Source organism: Micromonospora sp. CB01531 (genome assembly GCF_001905095.1).
Lineage (GTDB): Bacteria > Actinomycetota > Actinomycetes > Mycobacteriales > Micromonosporaceae > Micromonospora.
Map to the genome: position 1 here is coordinate 97,100 of NZ_LWLS01000116.1, position 20,834 is coordinate 117,933.

A 20,834-nucleotide genomic window follows, 5' to 3' on the forward strand; every position below is an offset into this window, starting at 1 on the left:
CGGCTCGGCCACCGTCGAGGCGTCCGGCTCGGCCACCGTCGAGGCGTCCGGCTCGGCCACCGTCCGGGCGTCCGGCTCGGCCACCGTCCGGGCGTCCGGCACCAGCAGCGTGCACGCCCACCACGACGCCACGGTCACCGCTGGCAGTCACGTCGCCGTCCACCTCCACTCCGGGCAGGCCACCGTCACCGGCGGCGTCGTCATCGACATCACCCAGCTTGACCTGTCGACAGCCGCCGTCTGGTGCGACCACCACGGCATCCCCGTCACCGACGGCAAGGCCGTCCTCTACAAGGCCCTCGGTGACGACCTGACCGCCGGCCAGGACTACGGCAAGCCCACTGTCTACGCGATCGGCGAGACCGTCACCTGCGACGACTGGGCTGACAACGCGGACTGCGGTGGCGGACTGCACTTCTCGCCGACCCCGCACATGGCCTCGCAGTACGCGTCCAGCGCGACCCGCTGGCTGGCGGTGGAGGTCGACGTGGCGACGTTGCGGCCGATCGACGGCGGCACGCCGAAGGCCAAGGCCCCGGGCTGCCGGGTGCTGCGGGAGGTCGACGCATTCGGCCGCGAGCTGGCCGCCAAACCCTGACAGCAGCGAAGCCCTCAGCTGACCGCAGATCGGCTGAGGGCCCCTAACACCCGGACCCACCCACCGTCAAGCAAGGAGTCCAGATGTCCGACAGCACCGTACCGCAGCCGCTGCACGTGAAGCTCGACAAGCAGCCCCACCCCGCCGACGGCTCCGACCGCTGGTCCGTCACCGGTGAGCTGGGCAAGGTCGCCTACGACGTGCTCGGCAACCACCTGGCCGTCATCGACGCCGACGGCGACGTCGAGTCGATGGGCCGCGAGTACGCCAACCGGGTCCACGAGTACGCGCGGATGAACGACGACGACGCGGTGTTCGCCGTCCTCGCCGACCTGTACCGGACCGAGCTGGCCGGCGGTGCCCGGTGAGCGCCCGCGACGAGCTGATCGCCGGCCTGCTCGCCCTGGCCGACTTCTACAAGAACAACCCGACCATGCCGGCCGACGGTTTCCCGCGCTGGTTGGTGTCGTGCAGCGTCATCGCCGCCGACGACGCGGCAGCGTCCGCGATGGTCGAGCACGCCGCCGGGCTGCTGGGCACCGAGGTCACGCGGAGCGGCGGCCACACGAAGACCAAGCGGATGTTCGGGCCCATCGAGGTCGCCGTGCACGCCGTGACCGCAGAGCGCATGGCCGCCCACAACGCCCTGATGTCGTACGCCGACGCGGTCGTGCCCGAGGGCGGTGCGTCGTGATGGCCGGGGAGTTCGCCACCGGCACCGCACCGCTGCCGCCGGTCCGCCACGACGACGGCACCGCCCGAATCCTCGCCGGCTACCGCGCCCGCCGCGAAGCGGACACCGACGCCGAAGTGTTGGCCGCCGCTGCCGCCCTCGAGCGGCCCGCCGCTTCCCGGCACCCGCTGTGCGCCGAGTTCCGGGCCATCGTCGACGCCCAGCTGGACGCCCGTCACCTGTCCCTCGCCGAACTCGCCGGAGGTGCGGCGTGAAGAACCTCGCCGAACGTGCCCGCTGGCGCGTCGCTGGCCTGCTGGACAAGCTGCCCGGCCAGTGCTGGTCGGAACTCGTGATGTGGGCGCTGAAGTACAAGCGCAACCCATGGTCGCCGCAGGACGCCGTGTGCCGTAGCGACGCCGCCCGGGTTGGTGCCTGCTACTGCGGGAAACTCCGCAAGCCCGAGGGCGGTGAGCCGCGATGACGTGGCCGAATCCTCCCCAGCTTCCCAACCCGCCCCGCACCGACCGCCGCTGCCAGTACTGCGGGAAGACCGCCGAGGTGTTCGACGTGGACGGCGCGTGGTGCACACCCGAGCACCAGACGTTCGACCGGCAGTCGGAGATCACCATCTGGCGGAAGGCGGTAGCGGTGTGAGTGCCAACTCGACGATCCGGCGGACCCAAGGATTCCGCAAGAGCACCGTCAAGACTCGCTTCTTCGCCAAGGTGCGCGTCGCACCGGGAACCGACTGCCTGGAGTGGGCCGGGACTCGCATCAACAACGGATACGGCCGACTCAAGGTCTATGGGCTGGACGTAGTGGCCCACCGGTTCTCCTACGAGCTGTTCGTCGGCCCGATCCCGGAGGGTATGCAGCTCGACCACCTGTGCCGGAACCGGGCGTGTGTACGGCCTGACCACCTGGAGCCGGTAACTCCGCAGGAGAACACGCTTCGCGGGGAGACGCTGACCGCTCGGTACGCCGAGCGGACGCACTGCGACAACGGACACCCGTTCGCCGGCGAGAACCTGATCCAGACCTCCGCCGGACACCGCGAGTGCCGCCAGTGCAAGCGGGACCGTCAGGCCCGATACCGGGCGCGGCGCAGCGCGGCGAAGCTCGCCGCCGAGCACGCCACGGTCACCCCGACCGGAGTGGAGGCAACGAGATGAGCGACAACACCGCAATCGAGTGGACCGAGGCCACCTGGAACCCGGTTACCGGATGCACGAAGGTGAGCCCCGGCTGCGACCACTGCTACGCCGAGCGGATCGTCGAGCGGTTCCACGGCAAGGGCAGCTTCGCCGTCGTCACCCGTAGCGAGGACAAGCTGTACGCCCCGCTGAAGTGGAAGCGACCCCGGCGGATCTTCGTCAACTCGATGTCCGACCTGTTCCACGACCAGGTGCCGCTGTCGTTCATCGAGCGGGTCTTCTCCGTGATGGCGCGCACGCCGCAGCACACCTACCAGTTGCTCACCAAGCGACACGCCCGTATGGCGTCGATCCTCCGTCGCCCGACCTTCCGTGACTCGGTGGCGTCGATCGTCGGTGCCGACATCGAGTGGCCGCTGCCGAACCTGTGGCTGGGTGTCTCGGTCGAGAACCAGCAGTGGGCTGACATCCGCATCCCGGCGCTGCTCGACACCCCGGCCGCCGTCCGCTGGCTGTCGATGGAGCCGCTGCTCGGGCCGGTCGATCTCGACCAACCGCGCTGCGACGACCACGACCGCCGAGAGGTCGTCACTGACGCGGACGGCCGGGAGTGGTGCGGGTACTGCGCCGCTGACGGGTTCACCGGCGAGATGTCGCACGGGCACTGGCTCAACCTCGACGGCGGGATCGACTGGGTGGTGGTCGGCGGCGAGTCCGGCCCTGGCAGCCGACCCATGCACCCCGGCTGGGCCCGCTCGCTCCGCGACCAGTGCACCACCGCCGGCGTGCCCTTCTTCTTCAAGCAGTGGGGCGAGTGGGCTCCCAACGGCTGGCGCGCCATCGGGTGGCTCGACCCCAAGCGGGAGCGTCTCGTCGGCGACCCGGTAGACGAACTGGGACACCGCGAGGTCATCGAGCGCGTGGGCAAGAAGCGCGCTGGCCGCGAGCTGGACGGCCGCACCTGGGACGAGTACCCGGCGGAGGTGGCGTCGTGAAGACCCGCTTCCCTGACCTGCCCAACAACACGCGGCTGCTGGTGGCCGGTGACGCCCACCTCGACACCGACGGCCGGCCCGAATGCGGACAGGACGCCAACGGCAGGTCGATGACCCTCGCCCAGGCGCTGGTCTTCGTTCAGCCGGTGTGGTGTCACCGCTGCTTCGGCCAGTGGATGGGAGGCCGGCAGTGACCGCCCTCCTGCAGGTCCCCGAGTGGCACGAGCGGGCGCTGTGCCGGCAGACCGACCCGGACCTGTTCTTTCCGGAGAAGGGCTCCGGTCTCAGTTCGCTGCGGCAGGCGCGGCGAATCTGCGCCCGCTGCGAGGTCCGGACGGAGTGCCGTGAGGACGCCATCGCCCGCGATGAGCGGTTCGGCGTGTGGGGTGGCACCTCGGAGGCTGAGCGGCGCGGGATGCGGCGGGCACGTCGGGAGGCGTCGTGCTGACCGCCGTCCTGGTCTTGCTCGTCGTCGTCGCGGTCGTCGTCGGCTGCGTCAACGGCTGCGGCCGGCCCGACCCGAAGCCCACGTTCGACGAGCACGCCGCCACCGCGCTGGCGCTGCTGCAACCCGACCACCCCGACCTGCCCGAGTCCACGCCGTTCGCCGACGAGGTAGAGGCGTGGCTCGCCACCGAACACACCCAGGAGCAGCCCTGATGTGCGACTGCGACGAGTGCCGCGAATGCGGCTGCGGCGTGCCGGAGGACCACCACGGCGACGACTGGAACAGCGACGACAGCAAGGACTGGTGGGAGACCTACTGATGAACATCAACCCGAGTGACATCGCTACCGGCCTGCTGGGGCTGGGTGTGATCGCCGGAGCGGTCGGGCTGGTTGCCCTCGGTGGCCGGGACCGTACCGCGGACCAGCACGACGTCGCCGACTACCGGCCGACGCTGCACCCGTCCCGCCGGGACTGGCCGCTGCTCGACCGCCAGGGGCCGCGCCGGCTGCGCCCGCACGCCATCGCCGACCTGATCCTCCCGCCGGCGCCCGCCGGCACCCGGGTGTCGCTGCCGCTGTACGCGGAGCAGGTCGTCGCCGAGGTGATGCGCGCCCGGTACGGCACCACCAACCGGGCTGCGATTGCTGGCGGGTTCCTGCGGGAGATCGCCGCCGAGCAGCAGGACGACGACATCATCTGGACGTCAACCGCAGGCCGGGACCTGGTCGGTGCGTTCCCCGTGGTGCGTGCCGCATGACCGCTCAGGACGTCTACACCCACCGGCCGTGGAAGGTCGCCGCGATCCAGTGGACCGGCGACAACTTCCCCGAGGTCGAGCGGTTCCTGATCGACAACGTGGGCGAGGACTGCGGCCCGCGCAACGAGCCCGATGAGGGCTGGCCGCACGAGAAGTACGCCTACAACATGGTCCAGTTCTACGCCTGGAACGGCGACCAGGAGGTCGACCCGGGCATGTGGATCGTCGTGTACCTCGGGCTGGACGAGCCGGCCGGCGAGATCATGCACGCGGATGACTTCCGGGCGGCCTACGAGGCGTCGGGGGTGTCTCGGTGACCACCAACGACATCGACGCCCCGCTCCGCACCTTCTCGTACGGCGGCGGCGTCCAGTCGACGGCTGCCCCTGGTGCTGGCCGCGACCGGCCGCATCGACTTCCGCACGTTCCTGTTCTCCAACGTCGGCCACGACAGCGAGCACCCGGGCACGCTCGACTACATCGAGCGGTACGCGGCCCCGTACGCCGCGCGGCACGGGATCGAACTGGTCGAGCTGCATCGCCGCCCGACGCGGGGCCGGTCAGCCGGACAGGTCGAAACCCTGTACTCGCGGCTCATGCGGGACGGGTCGCGGTCGCTGCCGATCCCGGTGCGGATGGACAACGGCGCACCGGGCACCCGGTCGTGCACGGTCGATTTCAAGATCAAGAACATCGGCCGATGGCTCACGGCGAATGGGGCCAGCGACACCAACAAGGCCACCGTCGGCATCGGGATCAGCCTCGATGAGATCCACCGGGTCAACGCCCGGCGGGCGATGCCGTACGAGGTCCCGGTGTACCCGCTGCTGGACCACGATCCGCCCCTGCGTCGGCAGGACTGCGAGGGCATCATCCGCTCGGCGGGGCTGCCCGTACCGCCAAAGTCGTCGTGCTGGTTCTGCCCGTTCCACACGCCGCAGCGGTGGGCGGAGATGCGCCGCGACGAACCGGACCTGTTCGCCAAGGCATGCCACCTCGAAGACACGCTGAACGCCCGCCGTGACGAGCTGGGCAAAGACCACGTGTACCTGACCCGCTTCGCCCGCCCGCTAGCCGATGCGATCCCGGTAGCCGGAGCCATGCTGCCGATCTTCGACGTGGCCAGCGACGACGACGCACTTTGTGACAACGGAGCGTGCTTCACGTGACCACCAACGACATCGACGCCATCCGCAAGCTCGCCGCCGCCGCCACCGAGGGCCCGTGGTTCTACAACTCGTACTCGGCCGTCCTGGCGGGACCGAAGGTGCAGCCACACGAGGAATGGCTGGACACCACCGGCGAGCACTCGCTTGAGCGTCACGGCAACTGCGAGGCATGCGGCCCGGACCGGCGCGGATGCCTGCTGTTCTCCGAGGACTACAAGCGCGACCCCATCGTGGCGCACGTCCCCGCCCACCACGGTGACACCGCCGTCGGGGAGCGCGTCGCCGACGCCGAGTTCATCGCCGCCGCCCGCACCGTCGTTCCCGCCCTCTGCGACGAGATCGAACAACTCCGCGACTCCTTCAAGTGCGCGCACGAGGACCGACTGGCCCGGGCGCTGGAGCGGGACCGCACGACGGCCGTCGACCAGGCCGAGTTGGGTGCTGACTGGCCGGAACCCGTACGGCCGGGAGACCCCGGGTGACCGTGCTCCCGGACTGTGCGATCTGCGGCGGCCCGGTCGTCCTCGACCCCGAGGGCGACCGGGGCCCTGCCGAGGAGTGCGGGTGGTGCGGGAACCGGCAGCGGCCGATCTCGCCGAAGCCGGACCGGGCGGAGATCCGCCGGGCGGTCCGGGCGCGGCGCCGGGTGCTCGCCCCGAAGTGCTTCGGCCGACGACACCACCAGTGCAAGGCATCCCGCTGTGAATGCCTCTGCCACGACAAGACGAAGGGAGCGCAGTCATGCTCCGACGCGACCTGACGCCGTCGCGCCGTAAGGCGATCAAGCGGGTGATGTTGCCCCGCCGGTACAAGGCGACCGGCCCCACGGCTGAGGCGGTTGGGGACCGGCGCGGGGTGGATCACCACATCCACCACCGCCGGCCCCGCGCCGCCGGGGGCAGCAAGCGGCCGGACACGAACCTGCCGTCCAATCTGCTGCTGCTCTGCCCGCCATGCCACCAGCAGATCGAGTCGCACCGGGCCGTCGCGCAGTCGATGGGCTGGCTGGTCGTCCAGGCCGCCGACCCTGCACAAACCGCAGTGCTTGTGCAGCGGGACCGGTGGACGTACCTCACCGCCGACGGGCGGTACTCCGACGATCCGCCGGAGGTGGAGGCATGATCCTCTATCACTTCACCTGCGAGGACGGTGCGCAGGGCATCGCCGAATGCGGCGAGCTGCGTGCCTTCCCTCAGCCGCTGCTCGGACGGCGGCTGATCTGGCTGACCGACCTCGACGCGCCCAACCGGCTGGCGCTCGGCCTCACCTCGCACACCCTCGGCTGCGACCGCACTGCGTACCGGGTGACGGTGGACGTGGAGGCGCAGCGGTGGACGGACTACGTCCGGGAGCTGCCGCGTCCGGATCGTCGGCATGCCCGGTTGCTGGCCGCGTCGCCGGGCGCCCTGCCGATGCACTGGCTGGTGCTGGCCGAGCCGGTGCCGGTGCTGTCCGTGGAGCGTGCCCGGTGAGCCGCACGCCCGCGCACCGCCGCAAGCGGGACCCGTTCCGCAGGCAGATCCTCGGCGTCTACAAGCCGCCCCCGCCGCCGGTGCCGGAGCCGTCGCCGGCCTGCTGCCGCTGCGACCCGAAGCTGTGCGCCACCGACGACACCGGCGAGCACTGCAACGAGCAGTCCTGCGGGGTGTGCCTCCACGGATGCCCCGCCCCGGTGGGTGTCCCCTGCTGCCGAGAGGAGCCCTGATGCTTGTCTCCATCATCCTCGAATGGCCCTGCCCCTGCGGCACCACCGCCAAGGGCGTCACCGTCAAGCAGCGGCGCATCAACAAGCTGTCGATGCGCACCACCGGGCAGGCACTCGGCCTGATGCCACGCATCTGCAAGGGCTGTGGTGGGGCGCTGCCGGACACCCTGCCCGTGTCGGCCCGGCTCGCCGACGACTCCCTCACGGCGGTCAACGCGTACCGGGAGCGGAAGGGGTGGTTCCCGCTCACGGCGGCGGACACCACTCGGCAGGCGGGAGGCGTGTGATGCCCCGCGTTCGCCCGTCGATGGGGCTGCACAACCTCGGCCGCGGAAAGGCCGAACTGGCATCCCTCTACGTCTCCGACTGCAAGATCTGCGAGCTGGGGATCTACAAGGGGCAGCCGCACCGGTTCTCCACTGGGAAGGTGCTCGGGCTGGTGCACGACGACTGCATCGAGCCGGAGCCGGCGCCGTGACCGCCTACGTCGTGGAGGTCAACGAGGGCGTCGTGGAGGCGACTCGGCAGGGCGTCCGCTGGTGGAACATGTTCCGCCGCTACGAGGCGACCAGCGGCCGAATCCGCGAGACGAAGCCCGCCTGCATCGTCGGCGGCCTCGTCGAGGTGGCCTGTGAGAGCCGCGAGCACGCCGACTGGCTGGCCGCGCACATGGTCGACCACGGCGGGCTGCCCCGCACTGCTGTTCGCGTCAAGACCCCCGCCGCGCAGCGGGAGGCGTCGTGAGGGCCCTGTGTGTGGGTCAGCCACCAGAGCACTGGGACACCGGCAACCGGCTAGCAGCCGCTGTCAACAACACCGGTGGACGAACGGTCTCCACCGGTGTTGTTGGCCGCGTTCGGAGGGTGGAGACATGAGCCGCATCGCCCGCGACCGGGGCCGCATCAGCCCGGACTGCGCCGCAACGTTCCACGGCACCGACTCCGCCTACCGGTACGGCTGCCGCTGCCCTCACGCCCGGGAGCACAAGCGCATCCGGGTGAAGCGGTGGCGTGAGGGCCGCTCGATCGCCCGCCGTGTCGACGGCACCGGCACCCGCCGCCGGCTGCGTGCCCTGGCAGTCCTCGGGTGGCGGTGGCCGGACATCGGCGAGCGGCTGGGTGTCACCGGGTCGGCGGTGGCGATCCTGGCGGCATCGGCCGGGCTGGTGGAGCTGCCCACGGTTGCCCGGGTGAAGGCCGTCTACCGGGAGCTGTGCGAGCGGCCGGGCCCGTCGCGGATCACGGCGCGGCGGGCTGCGGCGAAGGGCTGGCACGGCCCTCTGGCGTGGGCGGACATCGACGACCCGGCGTGCGTTCCGGACGACGCCGGCCCCGACGCGGCGCCGGTCGACGAGTGGGCCGTCACCGAGGCCATGGCCGGGCGACTGCCATCGTCCCGACTTGCCGACATCGACTTGGTCGAGGCCATGCGCAGGCTCCTCGCCGAAGGGCTGTCCGAGGGGCAGGCCCGCTACCGGCTTCGGCTGACGAACGCGCACGCCCGGCGAGCAATCCGGGCCGCCAAGAAGGACCACCCCGAGACGGAGAAAAAGGCGGCGTGACCAGCGGAAACAGAGCACGTGTCGTGTTGGTACACGTGTCGGAATCATGGGAGAATGAGGCGTCCGGAACGGGTGCGCCAACACCCGCCCGGACTGACCGACTCTCCTTCTGTGGAAAGGAGGCGGCTGCCGTGCATCGTATCCATGCACGCAACGCCTGGGAACCGTCACGCGCCGCGCATCACACCGGCGGTGCGGGTTGGTGACCCGCTGGGACGTGACGAAGGCCGTCCGCGCGTCGGACCTGCCCTCGGCGTCCCGCCTGATCATGCTGACGCTCGCCGACGTGGCCGAGGTCGGCACCGCCGAGATCCCCGCGCGCTTCACTCCGTCGCTGACCGTGCTGGCCCGTGAGACGGGGCTGGCGAAGAGCACCGTCAAGGCGCACCTTGCCGCGCTCGATGAGGCGGGGTGGCTGGTGCGTACCCGGCCGGACGCCAAGGCGCAGTGGCACGGGGAGCGGACCCGCTACCGGCTGGCGCTGCCGGACGGTGCGGGGGTAGGCCATGACGTGGCCCAGGTAGGCCAGGAGATGGCCCAGGGTGGGCCGGTAGATGACCCAGGGGTAGGCCAGGAGTTGGCCCTACCTAGGCCGGGAGATGGCCACCTAGAGACAGATCATTCAGATCAGGATCAGATCTCTACTGATCGTCCTTCCCGAGGGAAGGACGTGGCGATCCCAGACCGCGCCGACGTCGAGCAGGTCTGCCGTCACCTCGCCGACCGCATCGAGGGCAACGGCTCCAAGCGCCCCACGATCACCAAGACGTGGCGGGACGCCGCCCGGCGGCTCATCGACCGCGACGGCCGCACCGTCGAGCAGATCACGCGGGCCATCGACTGGTGCCAGGACGACGACTTCTGGCGCTCCAACATCCTCTCGATGCCAAAGCTCCGCGAGAAGTACGACCAGCTTCGCCTCGCCGCCCAGCGCGGCAACCGCACCAACCGCACCACTGGCCAGGACATCGACTGGAACGCAGCAATGGAACGCGCTATGGCGCGAGAGGGGATCGAGGCATGACGCCCACGGAGGCGGTGAAGCTGGTCGGGGTGATCCGGCAGATCTGGCCGTCGATGAAGATCGACCAGTTCACTCCGGACGCCTGGCACATGGCGCTGGATGACGTGTCCCTTGATGACGCGTTGGCGGCCGTGCGGCACCTCGCCCGCAGTCGTGGCGGGTACGTGCAGCCGGTCGACATCCGCCGACGCATCGCCGAAGCGGCCGGGCTGCTGCCGCGCAGCGAAGCCGAGGGGTTGGCGGACGCCGCCCAGGTCGCGGGGAACCGGGGCGCGGGGGCGTCGAAGCTCGACGCGGTGACCTACCGCGCGTACCGGGCGATGGGCGGACCGACGGCGTTCGACGCCCCTATGTCGGTGATTCGGCCGCAGTGGGCGCGGGTCTGGTCCGACGTGGCGCAGCGGTACGAGGAGGAGTTGCTGGCCGGCGACCTCGGTCGCGAGGTTGAGGCGCGCCGCGTGCTGGCCATCGAGGCCGGGGGGTCCGCCTGATGTCCCACACCCCGCCCGCCCCGCGCCGCCAGCCCGCCTACGACGCCGTGTACGCCGTCATCCGCCAGTACCCGCCGATCACCAGCGGCGACATCATGCCGGCCGTCGAGAACGGCCGCGTGTGGCGTGCTGTCCATGCCGCTCTCGACGCTGTGGAGCCTGCCGCGCATCTGCTGCCGCTGCTCGACCTCACCGCCGACGAGCTGGACGCGCTCCGCCTGGCCGCCGCGAAGTACCGGGCGATCGACACCAAGGTGCCGGCCCTCAACTCCGCCCTGGACAAGCTCACCACCACCGACACCACCGAGGAGACGTCATGAGCCAGCCTGACCCGATCACCGACCGGCCGCCCATGCCGCCCGCCGATTTCCTCGCCGCCGTCACCATGGTCGGCGAGCGCGCCGCCGCCGGATACGGCTGGCAGGAGGGCTACCTTGCCGGACGCGCCGCCGCCGCTGCCGACATTCGCGCCCGCATCGCCCAGTACACCGACCCGACCGCGACGGAAGCCGAGCGGGATGTGGCTCACGGGCTGCGTACCGCCGCTGACATCGCCGCCCGGCTCACCACCACCGAGGAGACCGACCGATGACCGCGCTGACGTTCCGTAAAAAGCCCGTCGAGATCCAAGCTATGCAGTGGACCGGCGACAACTCTGGCGACCTCTACCGCTTCGCGGCGGGCCACTTCGCCGTGATGGACGAGCAGGACAGGGCCAACTGTGATGATCCGGAGGCGACCGCCCAAATCTTCGACGTGCTGCATTCCACCTGGGTGCTGGTCTACACCGGCGACTGGATCATCCGGGGTATCCAGGGCGAGCACTACCCGTGCCGCCCCGACGTGTTCGAGGCGACCTACGAGCGGGTGGACCGTGGCTGAGTCTCGTCGGTTGCGTACTCAGGCCGACGAGCACGGCAACATCGCCGACGACTGCGGCCACTGCACCCTGCTGCCCGGCGTCAACGGCCCCGTGCGTGTCGCCCAGGTCGGCTGCCCGGTGCACAGCGAGCACCCGACTGCGCGCCGGTTGCGTACTCAGGCTGAGCGGGACGCCGACGGGCAGGCGTGGCGCGCCCCGGGCTGCACATCAGGCCAGCCGTGGATCTGCACCCCTGCCGACTGCCCCGGATGCTTCAACCCGCACTGCTGGATCACCGACGGGATCACCTGCCGCAACGGGTGCACCGTGGTCCCGCACAACCAGTTGACGCCCGACCAGCTCGCAGCGATCAGGGAGCGGATGGTCACGGACATGCGCGCGGCCCGGGATCGCTTCCTTGCCGCTGTGGCAACCGAGAGCCCGCGCGTGCTGGTCGACCCGGACATCTGGGTCCACATGGAGCCGATCGCCCCGCCGCGCCGCCGTTGGTGGCACCGACTCACCCGGAGAGCCCGATGACCACCGAACAGCTTGACCTCTTCGCCCCGCAGCAGACCGACGCACCGCTGACCGTCGCCGACCTCGACGAATGGATCGCCGCTACCCGCGCCGTCGCCAATCCGCACGTCGCCGGGCATTGGCCGAACGAGTGGGCTCGCGCCGGCCTCGGTGCACTGCTCGGCGAGGGGATCCCGCATCGCCGCTGGTCGACGCGGGAACTGCTCGATGCGCTGGCCCGCGCCCGCCAGATCGCCATCCGCACCGAGGAGCCCGCCCGACTCACCCGGAGGAACCCGTGACCCAGCCCGCCTACACCGACGCCGACGTCGACCAGCTACACGAAACGTTCGCCAAGGCGTGGACTCTGCACCTGGGTCAGCACTCGGGTCAGCACTCGGCGCTCGCCGGTTGCAACTCGGAGCTGAACACCGAGGACTGCTGCGACCGAGAGGGCCTGCGTGCCGTGCTGGCCCACCTCGCTGACGCCGGCCGGCTTACCACCAACGGCCGGTGCGGCGACATCGCCCCCAACCTCTCGCTGATCGCCAGCCACATCCGGCAGGTCTGCTGCCTCACCGCAGGCCACGCCGGATGGCATCGCGGCGACGACGGCAGCGAATGGGTCGAGCACAACGAGGAGCCCGCCTGATGCACCCGCACATCCTTCACGCCCTGGCCGCCGCCGACAGCCTCCGCCGCGCTCTGACCGCGTTGGAGGCGAGCGCCAAGGCGGCAGCGGACGGCGCGGTCGACGGCTCCCGCATCGACGATGTGGCGATCCCGTCGCAGGTGTTCGGCCGCCGCACCGCCCTCGGCGGGCACGGCGACCCCACCGCAGCCCTCGCACTCGGGGCGTGGGCGCCCGGCGGCCCCAACCCCGACGCCCAGCTGCTCGGTGATCTGATGCGCCAGCTCGACGAGATGGCCGCACATGTGCCCGGCGCGAACGGCCAGGATCCGCTCGCCCGCATCCGCCTACACATCCCGCACATGCGCCCCCACATCGCCGCCCGCACCACCCAAGCCCTCACCCACCTCGACGGGCAGGCACGCCGCCGGTTGCAGATGCCACCCGACCAGCAGCCCCTCGCCGGGGAGTGCCCGGGATGCCGCGCCCGTGGGGTGCTGTACGTCGCGACCTGCGGGCCGGAGGCGGAACGCACCGTCGTCTGCGGCGCCGGCTGCGTCTGCGTCGGCGACGGCTGCCGCTGCGGAATGCCGACGCGCGAGGCGGGTGTGGCGCACATCTGGGACCACACCGCGTTCGCCGCCGTCGGTGTGGTTGCGGGGAACGCGCCGACCGGCACCACCAACTGACCCGACCCGAAGGAGATCACCATGGGCTACCTGAACCCACACACCCACCAGCTCGACACCCCGTCCCGGACGCGAGTCGTCGTGCTCTGCGGCTCCACCCGCTTCAAGGACGACTTCGAGCGCGTCAACCGATCCCTCACCCTGGGCGGCCACATCGTGCTCGCCCCTGGCGTGTTCGGCCACGCTGACGGCATCGAGCTGTCCGAGGCGAGCAAGGAGGCGCTGGACGAGCTGCACCTACGGAAGATCGACATGGCCGACGAGGTGATCGTGGTCAACCCGGGCGGCTACATCGGAGATAGCACCCGGCGGGAGATCGCCTACGCCGAGCAGATCGGGAAGCACGTCGACTACCTCGACGCCCGAGGATGGTAGCCGCGACCGTTCGACCTGGGAGGATGGACCCGTGAACACACCAGCCAACGAACCAGCCGACGCGTTCTACGTGCTGTCCGTGGTGAAGCAGACCGAGGGCGGCGTCACTAGCCAGATGTGGGCGATCACGGCTGAGCAGGCCGAGCAGGTCGCCCGCGACATGGGGCCGGCCAGCAGTGAGATGTTTGCTCCCCGGGAAGCGGCTGAGGGTTTGCACGACTCCGCTCACGCTGCCGGTGCCGTGTTCATGGACGTTGAGCCGTGACCACACCAGCCGACCAGCCCGACCCGATCCGCTGCACGTCGACGACGCGGCCACACCACCCGCCGTACGGCACGCGGGTGCTGGAAGAGGACACCGGCCTGATCCAACGGTTCCACTCCGGCGCATACGGCTCGGGCTGGAGCGTCGACGGAACCACAGACGCCCGACGGCCACCCGCGTACCGCGCTTTGCTCGCCGCAACGGACGGGCTCGCCCGCGAGATGGTGGAGCTTCACCGACCCGAGCCGGACATCGTTCACGGAAACGACGTCCGGCGTTGGCGGTGCGCGGGCTGCGACGCCGAAGGCTGCGACTGGGAGCACCCGGAGTGGCCGTGCCGCACCAGCCAGCTTGCCGCCGAGCGGGCCGACGTGTCGCTACGCGAGGACCACTACACCGTGGAGTCCGGGTGATCTGGGTTAGGGGTGTGGAGTACGGCACCGCCGCCGTCGGATGGACGCTCACCGCCGTCGCGGTAGCCCTCGTCGGCGCTCTGGCCTGGCTGCTGTGGGATGCCCTACGAGGTCGGTGGCGTCCGTGATCTGGAACCTGCGCGACAACGAGGAATGGCTGACCGCCGCCGAACTCGCCGACCGACTCGGCGTCACCATCTGGACCGTCTACAAGTGGCGTGACCCGAAGGAGTGGAAGAACCCCGCCGACGCCCTCACCACCGTCCGCATCGACGGCGTGGACCACTCGCCGCTGCCCGAAGCTGCTGCGATCGACCGGGGCAAGCGGGACGAGACACGCGGAGCACCCCGCCTGGCTGGCGCTGCCGCCACCTGATCCACTATTCTCCAAGCGAGGGGTAGGCGAAGTCTGCCCTGAAACAGCCCGGACGGTTGATCACTCAGATCCCGCCGGGCTGTTGTGCGTCCAGGGACCGGGACGCGTCACGGGGCGGGACGACCTGGCTGGTGCCGGCCCGCCCCACACGCAGCACAGGAGGGTCGATGAACCGCTACACGGCTGCCGGGCGCCCTTCCTGGCGAGAAGGTCCGCCGCGCCAACGGCGAGGAAGCGATCCGGGTCGAGAACGGTCAGGGCTGCGTGAAGTTCCGCTCGGTCCGTTCGACAGCCGGGTTGCGCGGGATCACCGTGGACGTGGTGGTCTTCGACTTCCCCAACCCGACCTACGAGGCGATGCAGGCTGTCATGCCCAACATCGCAGGCTCACCCGACGGCGAAGTCATCCGGCCCTGACGAACCCCGGGGCTGATCGAACGAGGGGGTGGATCACATGGCCCGCCCCACCACCACCGGTCGCGGCTACGGGTGGGAACACCAGCAGGCCAGGGCCAAGGCACTAGCCGAGCTACGCCGCACAGGCGTCGCGCCCTGCCCGTTCTGCACACACGACATGGACGCCAGCATGGCACTGGACTACGACCACTACCCGCCCCTCGCCCTGGGCGGTGGTGGCACCCGACGCCTGGCCCATGCCACCTGCAACCGTCGTGCTGGTCAACGCCTTGGACTCCAGCGTCGTCGCCTTCGCACTCGCACACACCAACCAACTCGCGCGACCAACTCGCAGCAGTGGTGACGGTGGGTGGAGGTAGGGGGGCAGGGTCGTCACGCAACGTGGCGAGCCCTGACCCATCGCCTTTCCGTCAGGCTTTCTGTGTGCGGAGGATCTTGACCGGCCCTCCGTTACGCGCACGGCACCCGCACAACCGATAGACGCCCTCGGCTGATCCCCGAGGGAAGGCGGCCCCGAGTCTCCCGGCTCGGGGCCCCCGCATATCCGGGAGATGACCATGGCGAGGAAACCCGATACCCCGTGCGCTGGCGGCTGCGGCACCCTGCTTTGGAGCGGGACGACGTCCCTCCCGGCCGGCGAGCGAATGTGCCAGCCGTGCCGGCGGCAACGGACCACGCGAACGTGTGAGGTCTGCGGCGAGCAGTTCCATCCGAACAGCCACCGCGATCGGCAGCAGCTCACGTGCTCCCGTAAGTGCGGCGTGGTGTCCCGCCGCTCCAAGCTCGGCACCATGGCGCGGCCCAGCCGCCCCTGCGGCGACTGCAAGACGACGACGGTCACCTGGCCGCGGATCTACTGCCCGAACTGCGCGGGCGTCCGCCGGTTGGAGCACTACCAGCGGAAGAACCTGAAGCGCCGGGCGGGCGGTACTCGAATCATGTCGATCCGGGAGCTCGCCGAGCGGGACCGGTGGCGGTGCCACCTCTGTCGGCGGCGGGTCAGCCGGACGTTGCGCTACCCGCACCCGCGGTCGGCCAGCCGAGACCACCTGATCCCCGTTGCCGACGGCGGCACTAACGACCCGGCGAACCTGGCTCTGGCGCACTGGGATTGCAACGTGCGCCGGCGTACGGGCGGCACGGTTCAGCTCCAGTTGGTGGTGTGACCATGGCCGACGCTACGAACGCCGAGCGGCAGCGCCGGCACCGCAAGCACAAGGCCGGTGACCACTCGCTGTGTGACCCGAGACGGTGCGATGACGCCGTTACCCCGGTCGTAACGCGTCCGGCGGACCGTCGGCTTGGTCCCCGCGGCCGGCGGCTGTGGGAGGAAGAGGGCGGCGACGGTCTGACCGGCGTCCGCCGGAACGTCCTCGAGGAAGCTTGCCGGCTGGTCGACCGGCTGGATCGGCTCGACGCGATCCTTAACGGCCGGGACCGGGCGTGGCTGACGTTGGAGCTCGACGACGAGACCGGCGAGATCACCGTGGTCGTCGACAAGATCCTGTCGGAGTCCCGCCAGCAGCAGTTGGCGCTGAAGCAGCTCGCCGGGGAACTGCGAGCGGGTGGCGGCGCCGCGAAGCCCGCGACGGGAGGCAGCATCCTTGACCAGCTCGCTGCTCGACGTGCGCAGAGGCTCGCAAACCCCGCGGGTTAGCACCTACCCGACCGCCCCTTACAGCTCTGGCCCCGATGTGGCGGACCTGGCGGAGGCGGCGGGGCTGGTGCTGGACCCGTGGCAGCGGTACGTGCTGGAGCACGGCCTGGGCGAGCGGCCGGACGGGAAGTGGTCGGCGCTCGAGGTGTCCTGCTGGGTGCCACGCCAGAACGGCAAGGGCGCCGTCATCGAGGCCCGCGTGTTGGCTGGCCTGTTCCTCTTCGGCGAGAAGAAGATTCTCTGGAGCGCACACGAGTACAAGACCGCGCAGGAAGGGTTCCTGCGCATCCGGGAGTTGATCCAGGCCGCCCCGGACTTCAACCGGCTGGTGAAGCGGTACTGGGAAGGCTCCGGCGAGCAGGGCATTGAGCTGACCACCGGCCAGCGGTTGAAGTTCATCGCCCGCAGCCGCGGCTCCGGCCGAGGGTTCTCCGGTGACTGCATCATTCTCGACGAGGCGCAGGAACTGACCCTGCTTCAGATGAAGGCGCTGTTCTCGACGATGAGCGCCAAGTCGATGCACGGGAACCCGCAGATCTGGTACTTCGGCACCCCGCCTGAGGATCCGGCTGCATGGGTGTACGGCATCCGCAAGGACGGGGAAGCCGGGAAGGACCGGCTGGCGTACTTCGACTGGGGGTTGGGTGAGATTGACCCGGCCGTCCCGCTGAAGGACCGGCTGAAGGAGTACGCCGATCGGGACCTCTGGTACCGGGCCAACCCGGGGCTGGGCATCCGGATCAGCGAGGAGTTCTGCGAGAACGAGCTGTCCCGGCTGAAGGAAGGCTTCGCCCCTGAACGGCTGGGCATGTGGCTTCCGTGGGCGGGCGAGGGCGTGCCGAAGTGGCAGGTCATCTCCGAGGCCGCGTGGACGGCCCGGTGCAACCCGGATTCCAAGCGCGACGGGCGACCCGCGTTCGGGGTGTACGTGCCGCCCGACAGGTCGTACACGGCGATCGGCGCCGCCGGCGTATCCACGCTCGGCGGCAGGCACATCGAGGTGACCGGACGTGACGGTGTCCTCGACTACCGCCCCGGCGTCAAGTGGGTCGTGGCGCGGCTGAAGGAACTTGAGCGGCATCAGCCGTCCGTGCTCGTCATCGACGACAAGGCCCTGGCCGACGAGGCGGAAGCCGCCGGCCTGACGGTGCACCGCGCCACTCCTAGCGATGTGGTGACCGGCTGCCAGCTGTTCTACGACGGGGTTGCCGGCCCTGACGAGGATGCGCGGGACGTGTGGCACATCGGCCAGAAAGAGGTCGACGACGCCGTTGAAGGCGCGGTGAAGCGGGACGTGGGCGGTTCGTGGGCGTGGCAACGCCGGGACCTGGCCGTCGACGTCACCACGCTGCCCGCCCTGTCCCTGGCGCTGTTCGGCCACTCGACCAAGCGTGTGCACCGGCCCAGCCGGCCAACACCGATGGCGGCATTCGCCTGAGACAAGGAGGCCCCGGTGACGGTGCTGGAGTACACGGACGTGACCAGGGCCGAACGGGTGGACCGGATCACCGCCAAGGCGCGGCAGTGGACGCCCGGCCGGGTGCTGCTGGGGCTGCTCGCGGCGATCCTGGTCGGCGTGGGGCGGCTGGCGTTCGCGCTGTTCGCCGCCCTGTGGCTGGCGGTCACGTGGTGTGCGGCGGCGGTCAAGGTCGGGTGGGACGACGCCCGGCAGGCCCGGCAGGCTGCGGTTGGCGAGGCGATGAGGCAGGGCGATGTCGACGCTTGATCGGGTGACCGCCCGGCATCGGGCGATGAGCCGGCCGGGCGGGGACCGCAAGCAGTGGTCCGAACCGCCGTTCTGGCGGCTCGACCAGCTACGCAGCGCCCTGCTGGGTGTGACGGCGCCCGACCGTGAGGGCATCGAGCACGAGTTCGAGGGCTACGTCCAGCGGGCGGGCAAGGCCAACGCGGTCGTCTTCTCCTGCTGCTACGCCCGGCTGCGGGTGTTCGCCGACGCCCAGTTCCTGTGGCGGGACCGCGTGGACGGGCAGCTGGGCGCGCACTACGACTCGCCGGACCTCGCACTGCTGCGCCGGCCGTGGCCGACCGGGACGCTGGCGAACCTGCTCGCGTGGATGGAAGTTGACGCCACCTACGCGGGTAACTCGTACTGGACGGTCTGCGACGACGAAGGCCGGTACGGGCGGGACGCGCGGGGTCCGGGCCGACGGTTGACGCGGCTGCGGCCCGACTGGGTGACGCTGGTCATCGACTCGGCCAGCGGAGACCCGTACGCGATCGACGCCCGGGTGGTGGGGCTGATCTTCGAGCCGCCGTCGTCAGGTGTCGGCGGGGTTCGCACCAAGCCGGTGCTGCTGATGCCCGACGAGGTGTGCCACTATTCGCCGATCCCGGACCCGGCCGCCCGGTTCCGCGGCATGTCGTGGCTGACTCCGGTGCTGCGGGAGATCGGCGCGGACCTCGCGGCCACCGAACACAAGCAGAAGTTCTTCGAGAACGGCGCCGCCCTGTCGACGGTGGTGAGCCTCGACAAGGACGTCACTCCCGAGCAGTTCGCCGAGTTCGTCCAGCTGTTCAAAGCGCAGCACGAGGGCCCACGCAACGCCTACAAGACGTTGTTCTTCGGCGGCGGCGCGGACGTGACGATGCGCGGCGTCGACCTGAAGAACCTCGACTTCAAGCAGGTTCAAGGCGGCGGTGAGACGCGGATCGCAGCAGCGGCGGGCGTGCACCCGGTCGTGGTGGGCCTGTCCGAGGGTCTGTCCGGGTCGTCGCTGAACGCGGGCAACTACTCGGCGGCCCGGCGCAACGTCGCGGACGGAACGCTGCGGCACCTGTGGAACGAGGCCGGGGCGAGCCTGGAAACTCTGTTCCCGCGGCCCCGGCCGACTGCCGAGCTGCTGGTGGACACGCGGGAGACGGCGTTCGTCCGCGAGGACGCGAAGGACATCGCGCAGATCCAGCAGACCCGGGCGACGGCGCTGCGGGCGTTGATCGACGCCGGATGGGACCCGGACGCGGCAGTCGACTATCTGCGCACCGATGACCTGGCCCGACTGGTCGGCCATCACAGCGGTCTGTTCAGCGTGCAACTACAACCGCTCGGAAGCGGTCAGGGCGGCAACCCGTCGAGCGGAGGAGGCACGGCGTGACGATCGAGGTAAAGAAGATCGGCTACGCGGTGCCGGTCAACGTGGTCGACGGGGTTCCGCAGTGCCACTGCTGCCAGGAACCCATGGTCAAGCGCAACGGCGGATGGATGTGCGCCCTCGGCGCTGCCATCCTCGACGCGCTCGCGCCGGCGATGGCCCGGCTCGACGCACTCACCGGAGGGGTGGCGTGATGCAGGTCAAGGCGCTGCGCGGAGTCGAGATCAAGGACGCCGACAAGGGCACCGTCGAGGCGGTGTTCTCCACGTTCAACGTCATCGACTCCGACAAGGACGTCACCCTCCCCGGAGCGTTTCAGGACGGGGCCCCGTGGAAGATCTCCGCGTACGGGCACCGGTCCTGGATGGGTGCCCTGCCGGTCGGCAAGGGCACCGTCCGCACCACCAACACCGAAGCCATCCTGCAAGGCCAGTTCTTCATGGACACCCAGCACGGCGCGGACACATTCCGCACCGTCAAGGCCATGGGCGACCTTCAGGAGTGGTCCTACTCGGTGCACCCGCTGAAGCAGTCGTTCGGCGAGTTCGAGGGCCAGCAGGTGCGGTTCCTCGAGCAGCTGGGCTCCGGCGAGGTGTCCCCCGTGCTTGCGGGCGCCGGGATCGGCACCCGCACCCTGGCGGCGAAGTCCGAAGGCGGGCTGCTGCTGCACGAAATAGAGACGGCGCTGGAGGCCATGGGCGTGGTCGACAGCGCGATCACAAGCGCAAGCAGAGTGGGCGCTCTCCGCGCTGAAAAGGGCAAGTCCCTGTCCCGGGTCAACGCCGACGCGCTCGACCGCCTCGGCGGCGAGTTGGAGCGGCTACGCGAGGCGTACGCAGCCCTCAAGAGCGACGACCCGGACCCCAACCCCGACGAGGCCCTGGCCGACCAGGCCGCCAGCGAACTGCTGCGGGCCATCGCACGAGCAAGGAGAGCGTGA

At 70.3% G+C, this 20,834-nt stretch carries 45 protein-coding genes; all 45 read left to right on the forward strand.

The window, feature by feature from the left end; translation table 11 throughout:
- Positions 1-598: DUF7666 domain-containing protein (locus A6A27_RS35385; protein ID WP_073839007.1), on the forward strand; the 598-nt coding region annotated here is incomplete at its 5' end.
- Positions 599-681: 83 nt separating this feature from the next.
- A complete protein-coding gene (locus tag A6A27_RS35390; protein WP_073839008.1) occupies positions 682-966 on the forward strand; it encodes a hypothetical protein in 285 nt (94 codons plus the stop codon).
- Complete coding sequence (locus tag A6A27_RS35395) at positions 963-1,292, forward strand: hypothetical protein (RefSeq protein WP_073839009.1); 330 nt, start codon at positions 963-965, stop codon at positions 1,290-1,292. Before A6A27_RS35390 ends, A6A27_RS35395 begins: the two co-directional genes overlap by 4 nt.
- On the forward strand, positions 1,292-1,546 hold the full coding sequence (locus tag A6A27_RS35400; RefSeq protein ID WP_073839010.1) for a hypothetical protein: 255 nt from the start codon (positions 1,292-1,294) through the stop codon (positions 1,544-1,546). Before A6A27_RS35395 ends, A6A27_RS35400 begins: the two co-directional genes overlap by 1 nt.
- Positions 1,543-1,755 (forward strand): hypothetical protein, encoded by a 213-nt coding sequence (locus A6A27_RS35405; RefSeq protein ID WP_073839011.1) that lies wholly within the window; start codon positions 1,543-1,545, stop codon positions 1,753-1,755. Before A6A27_RS35400 ends, A6A27_RS35405 begins: the two co-directional genes overlap by 4 nt.
- Positions 1,752-1,928 carry a hypothetical protein gene (locus A6A27_RS44620; protein WP_158074121.1) on the forward strand — a complete coding sequence of 59 codons (177 nt, stop codon included), beginning with the start codon at positions 1,752-1,754 and terminating at the stop codon, positions 1,926-1,928. The genes A6A27_RS35405 and A6A27_RS44620 overlap by 4 nt, the downstream gene beginning before the upstream one ends.
- Complete coding sequence (locus A6A27_RS45375; protein ID WP_198940589.1) at positions 1,925-2,446, forward strand: HNH endonuclease signature motif containing protein; 522 nt, start codon at positions 1,925-1,927, stop codon at positions 2,444-2,446. The genes A6A27_RS44620 and A6A27_RS45375 overlap by 4 nt, the downstream gene beginning before the upstream one ends.
- Complete coding sequence (locus tag A6A27_RS35415; protein WP_073839012.1) at positions 2,443-3,423, forward strand: DUF5131 family protein; 981 nt, start codon at positions 2,443-2,445, stop codon at positions 3,421-3,423. Before A6A27_RS45375 ends, A6A27_RS35415 begins: the two co-directional genes overlap by 4 nt.
- A complete protein-coding gene (locus A6A27_RS46540; protein WP_073839013.1) occupies positions 3,420-3,617 on the forward strand; it encodes a hypothetical protein in 198 nt (65 codons plus the stop codon). The genes A6A27_RS35415 and A6A27_RS46540 overlap by 4 nt, the downstream gene beginning before the upstream one ends.
- Positions 3,596-3,871: a WhiB family transcriptional regulator gene (locus tag A6A27_RS35425; protein ID WP_073839014.1), complete on the forward strand. Its 276-nt coding sequence runs from the start codon at positions 3,596-3,598 to the stop codon at positions 3,869-3,871. Before A6A27_RS46540 ends, A6A27_RS35425 begins: the two co-directional genes overlap by 22 nt.
- Positions 3,865-4,083 carry a hypothetical protein gene (locus tag A6A27_RS35430; protein WP_073839015.1) on the forward strand — a complete coding sequence of 73 codons (219 nt, stop codon included), beginning with the start codon at positions 3,865-3,867 and terminating at the stop codon, positions 4,081-4,083. The genes A6A27_RS35425 and A6A27_RS35430 overlap by 7 nt, the downstream gene beginning before the upstream one ends.
- Positions 4,084-4,189: 106 nt before the next feature.
- Entirely contained in the window at positions 4,190-4,630 is a 441-nt protein-coding gene (locus A6A27_RS35435; protein WP_073839016.1) for a hypothetical protein, read from the forward strand.
- Positions 4,627-4,947, forward strand: coding sequence for a hypothetical protein (locus tag A6A27_RS35440; protein ID WP_073839017.1), 321 nt, complete (start codon positions 4,627-4,629; stop codon positions 4,945-4,947). Before A6A27_RS35435 ends, A6A27_RS35440 begins: the two co-directional genes overlap by 4 nt.
- A gap of 72 nt (positions 4,948-5,019) precedes the next feature.
- Positions 5,020-5,799 (forward strand): phosphoadenosine phosphosulfate reductase, encoded by a 780-nt coding sequence (locus A6A27_RS35445; protein ID WP_241825608.1) that lies wholly within the window; start codon positions 5,020-5,022, stop codon positions 5,797-5,799.
- The gene (locus A6A27_RS35450) at positions 5,796-6,281 is read left to right on the forward strand and encodes a hypothetical protein (RefSeq protein ID WP_073839018.1); all 486 of its coding nucleotides are present in this window, start codon (positions 5,796-5,798) and stop codon (positions 6,279-6,281) included. The genes A6A27_RS35445 and A6A27_RS35450 overlap by 4 nt, the downstream gene beginning before the upstream one ends.
- Positions 6,278-6,559 (forward strand): hypothetical protein, encoded by a 282-nt coding sequence (locus tag A6A27_RS43775; RefSeq protein WP_073839019.1) that lies wholly within the window; start codon positions 6,278-6,280, stop codon positions 6,557-6,559. The genes A6A27_RS35450 and A6A27_RS43775 overlap by 4 nt, the downstream gene beginning before the upstream one ends.
- Positions 6,541-6,921, forward strand: a complete 381-nt coding sequence (locus A6A27_RS35460; protein ID WP_073839020.1) for an HNH endonuclease — start codon at positions 6,541-6,543, stop codon at positions 6,919-6,921. The genes A6A27_RS43775 and A6A27_RS35460 overlap by 19 nt, the downstream gene beginning before the upstream one ends.
- Positions 6,918-7,271 carry a hypothetical protein gene (locus A6A27_RS35465; RefSeq protein ID WP_073839021.1) on the forward strand — a complete coding sequence of 118 codons (354 nt, stop codon included), beginning with the start codon at positions 6,918-6,920 and terminating at the stop codon, positions 7,269-7,271. The genes A6A27_RS35460 and A6A27_RS35465 overlap by 4 nt, the downstream gene beginning before the upstream one ends.
- The gene (locus A6A27_RS35470; protein ID WP_073839022.1) at positions 7,268-7,504 is read left to right on the forward strand and encodes a hypothetical protein; all 237 of its coding nucleotides are present in this window, start codon (positions 7,268-7,270) and stop codon (positions 7,502-7,504) included. The genes A6A27_RS35465 and A6A27_RS35470 overlap by 4 nt, the downstream gene beginning before the upstream one ends.
- A complete protein-coding gene (locus A6A27_RS35475) occupies positions 7,504-7,791 on the forward strand; it encodes a hypothetical protein (protein ID WP_073839023.1) in 288 nt (95 codons plus the stop codon). The genes A6A27_RS35470 and A6A27_RS35475 overlap by 1 nt, the downstream gene beginning before the upstream one ends.
- Complete coding sequence (locus A6A27_RS43780) at positions 7,791-7,982, forward strand: hypothetical protein (RefSeq protein WP_143194338.1); 192 nt, start codon at positions 7,791-7,793, stop codon at positions 7,980-7,982. Before A6A27_RS35475 ends, A6A27_RS43780 begins: the two co-directional genes overlap by 1 nt.
- The gene (locus A6A27_RS35480) at positions 7,979-8,248 is read left to right on the forward strand and encodes a hypothetical protein (RefSeq protein ID WP_073839024.1); all 270 of its coding nucleotides are present in this window, start codon (positions 7,979-7,981) and stop codon (positions 8,246-8,248) included. The genes A6A27_RS43780 and A6A27_RS35480 overlap by 4 nt, the downstream gene beginning before the upstream one ends.
- A gap of 127 nt (positions 8,249-8,375) precedes the next feature.
- On the forward strand, positions 8,376-9,065 hold the full coding sequence (locus A6A27_RS35485) for a hypothetical protein (protein ID WP_073839025.1): 690 nt from the start codon (positions 8,376-8,378) through the stop codon (positions 9,063-9,065).
- A gap of 202 nt (positions 9,066-9,267) precedes the next feature.
- Positions 9,268-10,089 (forward strand): helix-turn-helix domain-containing protein, encoded by an 822-nt coding sequence (locus A6A27_RS35490; RefSeq protein ID WP_143194339.1) that lies wholly within the window; start codon positions 9,268-9,270, stop codon positions 10,087-10,089.
- The gene (locus A6A27_RS35495) at positions 10,086-10,580 is read left to right on the forward strand and encodes a hypothetical protein (RefSeq protein ID WP_073839026.1); all 495 of its coding nucleotides are present in this window, start codon (positions 10,086-10,088) and stop codon (positions 10,578-10,580) included. Before A6A27_RS35490 ends, A6A27_RS35495 begins: the two co-directional genes overlap by 4 nt.
- A complete protein-coding gene (locus A6A27_RS35500) occupies positions 10,580-10,900 on the forward strand; it encodes a hypothetical protein (protein WP_073839027.1) in 321 nt (106 codons plus the stop codon). Before A6A27_RS35495 ends, A6A27_RS35500 begins: the two co-directional genes overlap by 1 nt.
- Positions 10,897-11,172, forward strand: a complete 276-nt coding sequence (locus A6A27_RS35505; protein ID WP_073839028.1) for a hypothetical protein — start codon at positions 10,897-10,899, stop codon at positions 11,170-11,172. The genes A6A27_RS35500 and A6A27_RS35505 overlap by 4 nt, the downstream gene beginning before the upstream one ends.
- Complete coding sequence (locus tag A6A27_RS35510) at positions 11,169-11,462, forward strand: hypothetical protein (protein WP_073839029.1); 294 nt, start codon at positions 11,169-11,171, stop codon at positions 11,460-11,462. Before A6A27_RS35505 ends, A6A27_RS35510 begins: the two co-directional genes overlap by 4 nt.
- The gene (locus tag A6A27_RS35515; protein ID WP_143194340.1) at positions 11,455-11,982 is read left to right on the forward strand and encodes a hypothetical protein; all 528 of its coding nucleotides are present in this window, start codon (positions 11,455-11,457) and stop codon (positions 11,980-11,982) included. Before A6A27_RS35510 ends, A6A27_RS35515 begins: the two co-directional genes overlap by 8 nt.
- The gene (locus tag A6A27_RS35520; protein ID WP_073839031.1) at positions 11,979-12,263 is read left to right on the forward strand and encodes a hypothetical protein; all 285 of its coding nucleotides are present in this window, start codon (positions 11,979-11,981) and stop codon (positions 12,261-12,263) included. Before A6A27_RS35515 ends, A6A27_RS35520 begins: the two co-directional genes overlap by 4 nt.
- On the forward strand, positions 12,260-12,613 hold the full coding sequence (locus tag A6A27_RS35525; RefSeq protein WP_073839032.1) for a hypothetical protein: 354 nt from the start codon (positions 12,260-12,262) through the stop codon (positions 12,611-12,613). Before A6A27_RS35520 ends, A6A27_RS35525 begins: the two co-directional genes overlap by 4 nt.
- Positions 12,613-13,281 carry a hypothetical protein gene (locus A6A27_RS35530; RefSeq protein ID WP_073839033.1) on the forward strand — a complete coding sequence of 223 codons (669 nt, stop codon included), beginning with the start codon at positions 12,613-12,615 and terminating at the stop codon, positions 13,279-13,281. The genes A6A27_RS35525 and A6A27_RS35530 overlap by 1 nt, the downstream gene beginning before the upstream one ends.
- Before the next feature lie 21 nt (positions 13,282-13,302).
- Positions 13,303-13,656: a hypothetical protein gene (locus A6A27_RS35535; RefSeq protein WP_073839034.1), complete on the forward strand. Its 354-nt coding sequence runs from the start codon at positions 13,303-13,305 to the stop codon at positions 13,654-13,656.
- Positions 13,657-13,687: 31 nt separating this feature from the next.
- Positions 13,688-13,921 (forward strand): hypothetical protein, encoded by a 234-nt coding sequence (locus tag A6A27_RS35540; RefSeq protein ID WP_073839035.1) that lies wholly within the window; start codon positions 13,688-13,690, stop codon positions 13,919-13,921.
- Positions 13,918-14,334 carry a hypothetical protein gene (locus A6A27_RS35545; RefSeq protein WP_073839036.1) on the forward strand — a complete coding sequence of 139 codons (417 nt, stop codon included), beginning with the start codon at positions 13,918-13,920 and terminating at the stop codon, positions 14,332-14,334. The genes A6A27_RS35540 and A6A27_RS35545 overlap by 4 nt, the downstream gene beginning before the upstream one ends.
- Positions 14,331-14,462 (forward strand): hypothetical protein, encoded by a 132-nt coding sequence (locus A6A27_RS46975; RefSeq protein WP_274534619.1) that lies wholly within the window; start codon positions 14,331-14,333, stop codon positions 14,460-14,462. Before A6A27_RS35545 ends, A6A27_RS46975 begins: the two co-directional genes overlap by 4 nt.
- Complete coding sequence (locus tag A6A27_RS35550) at positions 14,459-14,710, forward strand: hypothetical protein (RefSeq protein ID WP_143194341.1); 252 nt, start codon at positions 14,459-14,461, stop codon at positions 14,708-14,710. The genes A6A27_RS46975 and A6A27_RS35550 overlap by 4 nt, the downstream gene beginning before the upstream one ends.
- 264 nt (positions 14,711-14,974) lie before the next feature.
- The gene (locus tag A6A27_RS44625; protein ID WP_158074122.1) at positions 14,975-15,127 is read left to right on the forward strand and encodes a hypothetical protein; all 153 of its coding nucleotides are present in this window, start codon (positions 14,975-14,977) and stop codon (positions 15,125-15,127) included.
- A gap of 791 nt (positions 15,128-15,918) precedes the next feature.
- A complete protein-coding gene (locus tag A6A27_RS44630) occupies positions 15,919-16,293 on the forward strand; it encodes an HNH endonuclease (protein ID WP_158074123.1) in 375 nt (124 codons plus the stop codon).
- Positions 16,294-16,295: 2 nt separating this feature from the next.
- Entirely contained in the window at positions 16,296-16,784 is a 489-nt protein-coding gene (locus A6A27_RS35560) for a hypothetical protein (RefSeq protein ID WP_241825609.1), read from the forward strand.
- A complete protein-coding gene (locus tag A6A27_RS35565) occupies positions 16,732-18,222 on the forward strand; it encodes a terminase (protein WP_143194342.1) in 1,491 nt (496 codons plus the stop codon). Before A6A27_RS35560 ends, A6A27_RS35565 begins: the two co-directional genes overlap by 53 nt.
- 15 nt (positions 18,223-18,237) lie before the next feature.
- Positions 18,238-18,510 (forward strand): hypothetical protein, encoded by a 273-nt coding sequence (locus A6A27_RS35570; RefSeq protein WP_073839039.1) that lies wholly within the window; start codon positions 18,238-18,240, stop codon positions 18,508-18,510.
- 4 nt (positions 18,511-18,514) lie between these two features.
- A complete protein-coding gene (locus tag A6A27_RS35575; RefSeq protein ID WP_241825610.1) occupies positions 18,515-19,897 on the forward strand; it encodes a phage portal protein in 1,383 nt (460 codons plus the stop codon).
- On the forward strand, positions 19,894-20,088 hold the full coding sequence (locus A6A27_RS35580) for a hypothetical protein (protein WP_073839041.1): 195 nt from the start codon (positions 19,894-19,896) through the stop codon (positions 20,086-20,088). The genes A6A27_RS35575 and A6A27_RS35580 overlap by 4 nt, the downstream gene beginning before the upstream one ends.
- Entirely contained in the window at positions 20,088-20,834 is a 747-nt protein-coding gene (locus tag A6A27_RS35585; protein WP_198940590.1) for an HK97 family phage prohead protease, read from the forward strand. Before A6A27_RS35580 ends, A6A27_RS35585 begins: the two co-directional genes overlap by 1 nt.

Coding starts and splice junctions, on each gene's coding strand:
- A6A27_RS35390 (WP_073839008.1), top strand. CDS start 682: ATGTCCGACAGCACCGTACCGCAGCCGCTGCACGTGAAGCTCGACAAG.
- A6A27_RS35400 (WP_073839010.1), top strand. CDS start 1,292: ATGGCCGGGGAGTTCGCCACCGGCACCGCACCGCTGCCGCCGGTCCGC.
- A6A27_RS44620 (WP_158074121.1), top strand. CDS start 1,752: ATGACGTGGCCGAATCCTCCCCAGCTTCCCAACCCGCCCCGCACCGAC.
- A6A27_RS35415 (WP_073839012.1), top strand. CDS start 2,443: ATGAGCGACAACACCGCAATCGAGTGGACCGAGGCCACCTGGAACCCG.
- A6A27_RS35435 (WP_073839016.1), top strand. CDS start 4,190: ATGAACATCAACCCGAGTGACATCGCTACCGGCCTGCTGGGGCTGGGT.
- A6A27_RS35440 (WP_073839017.1), top strand. CDS start 4,627: ATGACCGCTCAGGACGTCTACACCCACCGGCCGTGGAAGGTCGCCGCG.
- A6A27_RS35460 (WP_073839020.1), top strand. CDS start 6,541: ATGCTCCGACGCGACCTGACGCCGTCGCGCCGTAAGGCGATCAAGCGG.
- A6A27_RS35465 (WP_073839021.1), top strand. CDS start 6,918: ATGATCCTCTATCACTTCACCTGCGAGGACGGTGCGCAGGGCATCGCC.
- A6A27_RS35475 (WP_073839023.1), top strand. CDS start 7,504: ATGCTTGTCTCCATCATCCTCGAATGGCCCTGCCCCTGCGGCACCACC.
- A6A27_RS43780 (WP_143194338.1), top strand. CDS start 7,791: ATGCCCCGCGTTCGCCCGTCGATGGGGCTGCACAACCTCGGCCGCGGA.
- A6A27_RS35485 (WP_073839025.1), top strand. CDS start 8,376: ATGAGCCGCATCGCCCGCGACCGGGGCCGCATCAGCCCGGACTGCGCC.
- A6A27_RS35495 (WP_073839026.1), top strand. CDS start 10,086: ATGACGCCCACGGAGGCGGTGAAGCTGGTCGGGGTGATCCGGCAGATC.
- A6A27_RS35500 (WP_073839027.1), top strand. CDS start 10,580: ATGTCCCACACCCCGCCCGCCCCGCGCCGCCAGCCCGCCTACGACGCC.
- A6A27_RS35505 (WP_073839028.1), top strand. CDS start 10,897: ATGAGCCAGCCTGACCCGATCACCGACCGGCCGCCCATGCCGCCCGCC.
- A6A27_RS35510 (WP_073839029.1), top strand. CDS start 11,169: ATGACCGCGCTGACGTTCCGTAAAAAGCCCGTCGAGATCCAAGCTATG.
- A6A27_RS35520 (WP_073839031.1), top strand. CDS start 11,979: ATGACCACCGAACAGCTTGACCTCTTCGCCCCGCAGCAGACCGACGCA.
- A6A27_RS35530 (WP_073839033.1), top strand. CDS start 12,613: ATGCACCCGCACATCCTTCACGCCCTGGCCGCCGCCGACAGCCTCCGC.
- A6A27_RS35535 (WP_073839034.1), top strand. CDS start 13,303: ATGGGCTACCTGAACCCACACACCCACCAGCTCGACACCCCGTCCCGG.
- A6A27_RS44630 (WP_158074123.1), top strand. CDS start 15,919: ATGGCGCGGCCCAGCCGCCCCTGCGGCGACTGCAAGACGACGACGGTC.
- A6A27_RS35560 (WP_241825609.1), top strand. CDS start 16,296: ATGGCCGACGCTACGAACGCCGAGCGGCAGCGCCGGCACCGCAAGCAC.
- A6A27_RS35585 (WP_198940590.1), top strand. CDS start 20,088: ATGCAGGTCAAGGCGCTGCGCGGAGTCGAGATCAAGGACGCCGACAAG.